The sequence below is a fragment of the Mesorhizobium sp. M7A.F.Ca.ET.027.03.2.1 genome (assembly GCF_003999175.1).
Taxonomy (GTDB): domain Bacteria; phylum Pseudomonadota; class Alphaproteobacteria; order Rhizobiales; family Rhizobiaceae; genus Mesorhizobium.
Genome location: NZ_RZOM01000248.1, coordinates 1 through 6,530 on the forward strand (window position 1 = coordinate 1; position 6,530 = coordinate 6,530).

Annotated in this window: 9 protein-coding genes; 5 read left to right on the forward strand and 4 right to left on the reverse strand. The window is 63.2% G+C overall.

The genetic code is table 11. The annotated features are described in order from the left end of the window. Positions 1-85 precede the first annotated feature (85 nt). Complete coding sequence (locus EN750_RS13235; protein ID WP_032808618.1) at positions 86-292, reverse strand: AbrB/MazE/SpoVT family DNA-binding domain-containing protein; 207 nt, start codon at positions 290-292, stop codon at positions 86-88. An 18-nt stretch (positions 293-310) separates the two neighbouring features. After that, a complete protein-coding gene (locus EN750_RS13240; RefSeq protein WP_127396680.1) occupies positions 311-1,414 on the reverse strand; it encodes a hypothetical protein in 1,104 nt (367 codons plus the stop codon). A 102-nt stretch (positions 1,415-1,516) separates the two neighbouring features. On the opposite strand from EN750_RS13240, the gene EN750_RS13245 reads away from it, so the two are divergent. From EN750_RS13245 to EN750_RS13265, 5 genes are all read left to right on the forward strand, one after another. Then, positions 1,517-1,954, forward strand: coding sequence for a DsrE family protein (locus tag EN750_RS13245; protein WP_127270547.1), 438 nt, complete (start codon positions 1,517-1,519; stop codon positions 1,952-1,954). A gap of 150 nt (positions 1,955-2,104) precedes the next feature. Beyond that, positions 2,105-2,884 (forward strand): SDR family oxidoreductase, encoded by a 780-nt coding sequence (locus tag EN750_RS13250; RefSeq protein ID WP_127270549.1) that lies wholly within the window; start codon positions 2,105-2,107, stop codon positions 2,882-2,884. 63 nt (positions 2,885-2,947) lie between these two features. Beyond that, positions 2,948-3,256: a putative quinol monooxygenase gene (locus EN750_RS13255; protein WP_023809886.1), complete on the forward strand. Its 309-nt coding sequence runs from the start codon at positions 2,948-2,950 to the stop codon at positions 3,254-3,256. A 28-nt stretch (positions 3,257-3,284) separates the two neighbouring features. Then, entirely contained in the window at positions 3,285-3,530 is a 246-nt protein-coding gene (locus tag EN750_RS13260; protein ID WP_127396681.1) for a type II toxin-antitoxin system prevent-host-death family antitoxin, read from the forward strand. Positions 3,531-3,620: 90 nt separating this feature from the next. Beyond that, entirely contained in the window at positions 3,621-4,724 is a 1,104-nt protein-coding gene (locus EN750_RS13265) for an AbrB family transcriptional regulator (RefSeq protein WP_127396682.1), read from the forward strand. Between the two features lie 7 nt (positions 4,725-4,731). Here EN750_RS13265 and EN750_RS13270 read toward each other — a convergent pair whose 3' ends face one another. After that, complete coding sequence (locus tag EN750_RS13270) at positions 4,732-5,811, reverse strand: siderophore-interacting protein (RefSeq protein ID WP_127396683.1); 1,080 nt, start codon at positions 5,809-5,811, stop codon at positions 4,732-4,734. A 129-nt stretch (positions 5,812-5,940) separates the two neighbouring features. Continuing rightward, a partial coding sequence (locus EN750_RS13275; protein WP_245482694.1) for a LysR substrate-binding domain-containing protein occupies positions 5,941-6,530 on the reverse strand: 590 nt, incomplete at its 5' end.

Genomic DNA, 6,530 nt, shown 5'->3' on the forward strand with positions numbered 1-6,530 from the left:
TCCGTAGAGTGCAGCGGAACAGAATTCTGCACCGCAGCAGCGCTCAGATGTCACGCATGGATCCTATGGTCTGCGCCGCCAGTCTCTATCGGCCTTCCAAAGCTGCCTCAACAAAATCGTCGTCAAGTGGCCCGGTCAAACTGTCGAGCCAGACCCAATCCTGCGCAAGCGGTTCGAGAACGACCGCTCGGCCCTCGCGACGGATTGAAATCTCGCCGGTATCGAAACGGTATTTCTTCGGCATGCGTACTGCTTGCGATCCGCCAGACCAAAAGACTTTTGCCTTATCCATTCGCGCCTCCATTGAAGCTCAAGGCGAGCAGGCCGATTGCGGCATCGGCTGCAGCCGATAGACCTTGTCGTCGGATTTCGTCTTGCCATCGGCGGCCTTCGAACACAGGTCGACGATCGCGAGCGCGCTGTTGGGATTTGCCAGCATCATCGTGCCATTGAGGCCACGCTTGAGGAAAATCTCCTTCTGCGCGATGTCGCAGGAAAAATCGCTCATCTTCGAACTGGCCGCGCAGCGCCACTGATCGGCTTCGCCCTGGCAGGAATAGGTCTGCGTAACCTCAGCCGATTTCTGCCGTGTGGTGACGGTAACGGCAATGTCGGCGCCGTCTGGCCAGTTGGCGGCGTCGCCACCCGAGGCGAAGGACGCCAGCTCCACCTTGCCGCGGAAAACCCGGATCGACCGGGTGAGTTGATCGGGGTGCGAGCCGAGATGCGCTGCATCGTAGTCGCGCCCATAGCAGAAGGCCTGGTCCGGCTTCAGCCGCTCGCGCAGCGGCGGGCCTAGCGCCGGGTCGACCGGATCGATGCGCGCGAACTCCGCCTTGCAGGTCGCCGCTGGGATCGGGTCGAGGCGAAAATTGTCGTCATCCTTGCCGAGTGCCTGCCTGCTATATTCCGCAGCGCCAAGTTCTTCTTCCGAACCGGCATCGAGATAGATGTCGGGCTGCAGATCCGAGAGGAACAGCCGGCCCTTGTCGTCGACCTTCAGCGACGCAAGCGTCCGGTCGCATTCCATGCCGCAATGAACCGGGCCTGTCTTGCCGTCCTCGGACGCATGATTGCACCAGCCGCCGGCCCATTCCGGCGACTTGGCGCCGCGCACAGTGGTGGCGATGAAGGCATTGTAGGACGTGTCGGAATTCACGGTCGGTTCCTCGTTCGGCCGGCTGACCGGATCATGGCCGTAGTAGAAGAAGATCCGCGTCACCTTCTGCTTCGGGTGCGCCTTGAGATGCCCCGCATCATAGACGCGGCCGAAACAGGCATCAGCGCCGTTCGGACTGAGTTCGGTGAGCTTCAGCGCATCGTCGGCGGAGGCCGATCCGGCAAGCAAGCCAAGCAGCGCCGCGCCAAACCCGGCGCCGGCGACTGTCTTCCATTCCCCTGCCCTGAACGCCATGTGATCTCTCCTCCGCATCGACAGGACGCAACGTCAATTTATGCTAGTATTGCGGCCGCAGCCACGCAATTCGCGGCGGGCCGCCAAGCGGAGGAGGATTCCATGCGTCGGCGCGATATGTTCCGCGCGGTTCTTGCCGGAACCGGAACGCTTCTCGGTTTGCGGGCAGCACAGGCAGCCGCCACCGAGCCCGCAAGGCAAAAAGTCGCCTACCACTTGAGCGACACCGACAAGGTCAATTTCGTGCTCGGCAACATCAAGAACCACTATGAGGGCACCGGCGGCAATGTCGACATCGTGCTGGTCGTGCATGGTCCCGCGCTCGCGGCCTTCAAGTCGAAAGGCATATCGGCCGCGATTTCCGGGCGCTTCGCCGGCCTGGTGCGGCAGGGGCTGGAACCCCATGCCTGCGCCAACACCATGCAAGGCATGGATATTTCGCTCCCCGACCTGCTCGCCGGGTTTCATGCCGCCGACAAGGGCGGCGTCGTCAAACTCGCCGAACTGCAAGGCCAGGGTTACGCCTATCTGCATCCGTAGAGCGGTTTGTTTGGCGCAAATTCCCCGAGGGAAAGCGCTACTCGCTTTGCCGGGAAACCGCTCCACACGTTTCCTTGAATTGCTCAAAGGCTTGAACACCGGGGTGGCAAGGGCCTACGAAGGACAGGCAGACCTCCCGGAGGAAGAACCGTGCCAGCCACCACACTCAGCATACCCGATCTTGCCGGCAAGGCGGTGCTGGTCACCGGTGCGTCGACCGGCATCGGAGCGGCGCTCGCGCTGGCCTATGCAGCGCAGAAATGCAAGGTGGCGCTGCACTACAATTCGAGTCAAGACGCCGCCGAGAAGCTCGGCCTGACGATTGCCGACAAGGGCGGCGAGGTGTTTCTCGTTCAGGGCGATTTTTCCGTTGCCGCCGATGTCGAGCGCGTCGTCGAGGACAGCGCGCAATATTTCGGCCGCCTCGACGGGCTGGTCAACAATGCCGGCGGCATGCTTGGCCGCATCCCTTATGCCGAGCAGACCGAGGCGCATTACGACGCTGTGATGGACCTCAATGCGCGCTCGGTGCTGACTGCTTCGCGCAAGGCGATCCCGTGGCTGAAGAAACAGGGCGGCTTCATCGTCAACACCTCCTCGATCGCCGCGCGCAACGGCGCCGGCGGCGGCGCCGGGCTTTACGGCTCGGCCAAGGCCTTCGTCTCCAATGTGACGCGCGGCATGGCCAAGGAACTGATCGGCTTCGGCATCCGCGTCAACGCGGTAGCGCCCGGAACCATTCTCACCCCGTTCCACGAGCGCTATTCGACCGACGAGCAGATGAAGGGCATGGTCGCCACCATTCCGCAGGGACGCGCCGGCACGGCGCAGGATTGCGTCGGCGCCTATCTGTTCCTCTCTTCGGACCTTCTCAGCGGCTACATCACCGGCCAGGTGATCGAGGTGAATGGCGGCCAGTTGATGCCTTGAACGGCTACCGGCATACTGGCGGTCTGCATGTTCTTGTCGAAAACCTCAAAGGGAGACAACGGAATGTACGGACTGATCGGCAAGATGCGGGCGGCGCGCGGCCAGCGTGACGCGGTCATGGACCTTCTGCGCGACAGTACAGGCGCCCTGCCGGGCTGCCTGAGCTATATCATCGCGCGCGACCCCGCCGATGCCGACGCGATCTGGGTCACCGAAGTGTGGACCGACGCTGAAAGCCACAAGGCCTCGCTGCAGCTTCCCGAAGTCCAGGCGGCGATCGCCAAGGCGCGGCCGTTCATCGCCGGTTTTGAATTCCAGGTCGAAACCCACCCCGTCGGCGGCTTCGGGCTGGCTGACGGCAAGACGGGGTGAGTTCGATGCCAACTTTGAGGAGCAACCTTTGACGCGGACAGTAAACATTCGCGATGCGAAAGCCCATCTGTCGCGCCTTGTGAGACGTGCAGCCCAAGGCGAGTCGTTTGTTATTGCCAAAGCCGGCAAGCCGTTGGCCAGAATCGTGCCGATCGAAAAACCGGCGCTGCAGGCGCGACGGGTCGGTTTTATGGCCGGCCAGTTTTCCGTCCCCGACGATTTCGACCGCATGGGTCGCAATGAGATCGAGCAACGGTTCGACGCCGGCTTGTGAAACCTGTTATTCGACACCTGGACGGGTGAAACAGTCGTTTTCAATGAATCGCGGTTCGCATTTTTCGCCCTGCGGGTCTAAGACCGAAACATGGATTCCTCGACCGAGCAGCCCTCCCCGGACCTGCCTACGCTCGAGCGCATGGCGCGGATGCGCAAGCTCTGGCAGTGGCTTGCCCTCCTGGTTGTTTCCCTCTTGTTTGCCGGCGCTCTGGAGCTAGCAGCCCTGCCGGCGGCACTGCTGATCGGGCCGATGCTGGCCGCCATCGTGGCCGGCACCAATGGCGCCACGGTGCGCGTCCCGCGTCTTCTGTTCGGCGCCGCCCAGGCGATCGTCGGCTGCCTCGTCGCGGCGTCGATCTCGGCCGACATCTTTCCAGTCTTCTACAAGGAATGGCCGCTGTTTTTCGGCGTCGTGGTGGCGACCGTCACGGCCTCCAGCCTGCTCGGCTGGCTGATCAGCCGCTGGCGCATCCTGCCCGGCACCACCGCCGTCTGGGGCTCGTCGCCGGGTGCGGCCACCGCCATGGTGCTGATGGCCGGTGCCTTCGGTGCCGACCAGCGTCTCGTCGCCTTCATGCAGTATCTGCGCGTCATCTTCGTCTCGATGACGGCAGCACTCGTTGCCAAGATGTGGGTCGACACGTCTGATGTCGAAATCCCCGCCATCATCTGGTTCCCGCCGATCGATGCCCAAGCCTTCGCCGCCACCATCGGCATCGCGGTCGTAGGCGGCCTGGCGGGAAAGTTGTGCCGACTGCCCTCGCCCTTCTTCCTCGGCACCTTTGTCTTCGGCACCGTCGTCCATCTCGGCTTGGGCGTGGAAATGCAATTGCCGCAATGGCTGCTGGCCGTCAGCTACGCCATGGTCGGCTGGTCGATCGGCCTGAACTTCACAAGGGCGATCCTGCGCCATGCAACGCGCGCATTGCCGCAGATCATCGCCTCGATTGTGGCGCTGATCGCCTTTTGCGGCGGCCTTGCCTTCCTGATCAGCCATCTCCTGGGCATCGATCCGCTGACCGCCTATCTGGCGACCAGCCCCGGCGGCATGGACAGCATCGCCATCATCGCCGCCGCCGCGCAGAACGTCGACATCTCCTTCGTCATGGCCCTGCAATCGGCACGCTTCCTGATCGTGCTGCTGGTCGGCCCGAGCGTCGCTCGGCTGGTGGCCAGAAGCGTCAGGCAATAAGCAGCGACTAGTCCTCGCCGCCCTCGCCCACGCTATGCGCATCCCGACGCCAGTAGGCGGTAACCAGGTGCCGGTCGCGCGGCAGGCCCCACTGCTTGCGCACGATCTTGCGTATCTCCTGGAAATCGCCGAATTCGCAACTTGCCCAGACGTACAGGCCGTCGGCAAGCGCCATGTGATTGCGCTCACGCAAGGCGGTCGACAATAGGCCCGCGGTGCCGGCCTCGAGGCCGCGCCGGTAAAGCCAGGTGATGTCGATATTGTCCCCTTGCGCCAGCGCCATTCGGTCATCCGGGCTATCGACCTCGATCAGCGCCTCGGCACGTGTTGATGGCGGCAGATGCTCCAAAATCCTGCCGATGGCGGGCAGCGCGGTGTCGTCGCCGAGCAGAAGCAAGGTCTGCGCCACCGGGGCGTCGCCGCCGCCGGGTCCGATCATGCCGATGACGTCTCCCGCCCGTGCGTTTTGCGCGAATGTGGCGGCGGGCGTGTTCTGGCCGGGGTGCAGCACGAAATCGACATCGAGCCAACCGCTTGCGGCATCCAGCGCCCGGATCGTGTAGACCCGCACGGCAAGCGCATCGTCGCCAGAAGGCCAGACGATCAAGCCGTCAGCGCCCATCGTCGGCCAAACCAGCCGGCGGCCAGGCGGCGGCAGCAGCAGCCGCATGTGCAGGCCGCCATGGCTAAATCGGCCGAGATCCTTGCCGGCGAAGCGCAGGCGCTGCATATGCGCCGATATCCGCGTCGACGACATCACCGTGATCTCGCGGAAGAAGACCGGAGTACCGGCGTCGCTGCCGTCGCCTTGCCAATGGATGCCCTTGGTCGTGCCGAGATGTTCGGCGACATGGCCGGCGACCGTCATCTTCATGTAGGACAGGCAGGTTTCGTCTGTCGCCGCGACGCGGATCAGCACGCTTTCATCATCGAGCGTAGCGCTCAACGAGCCGTAGTAGAGGCGGAGCTCCCACTGGTCGGCAACGCCAGTGTCAATCTCGAATTCGCTGTGCTCTGCGCGCAGCCGGTCCATCACCGATCTGATCGCCGCGTCGCTGATCCGGGTTTGCGCGCTAAGTTGGTCCATCGCTCAAGTCCTTCGAAACGGTTCGGGCAAGGCGCCGCGCGGCACCCTCACCGTCAGCGGCATGCCACAGCCGCTCCGATATTTCCACATAAACATGACAATAATAATCATATTTATTCGATGAGTTGGCTACGAGCCGCTTGTCGCAGCAAGTCGCTCGGGAAGGAAATCAACGAAGACGCGCACCTTCGGCGACAGATGGCGATTGGAGGGCCACAGCATCCGGAACTGGCCACGGCCGTCGACATGACCATCGAGGACGGTACGCAGCCTGTCTTCGTGCAGCGCCTCGCGCACCAGGAAATCCGGCATGCAAGCTATGCCGAGGCCGGCGAGCGTGGCGCCCTTCAAGGCTTCCATGTTGTTGCAGGTCAGCATCGAGCGGATCTGCGGTTCAGCGCTTCCGGTAGTGAACGGCCACTCCAGCAGCCTGCCGCTGTTCAGGAAGCGGAAGTTTATGCCGAAATGCCTGATGAGATCAGCCGGGACGCCGGGGGCGCCATGGCGGTCCAGGTAGGAGGGCGCCGCGCACAGCAGCATGCGAAAGGGCGCAACGGGTCTCGACACAAGGCGCGAATCCGGCAGTTCGCCGCTGCGGATCGCGACATCGATACCCTCGTCGATGACGTCGACGATCCGGTCGTTGAAATCGATGTCGAGCTCGATCTCGGGATAGCGTGCCATGAACTCCGACAGCACCGGCAGCAGCAGATGATAGG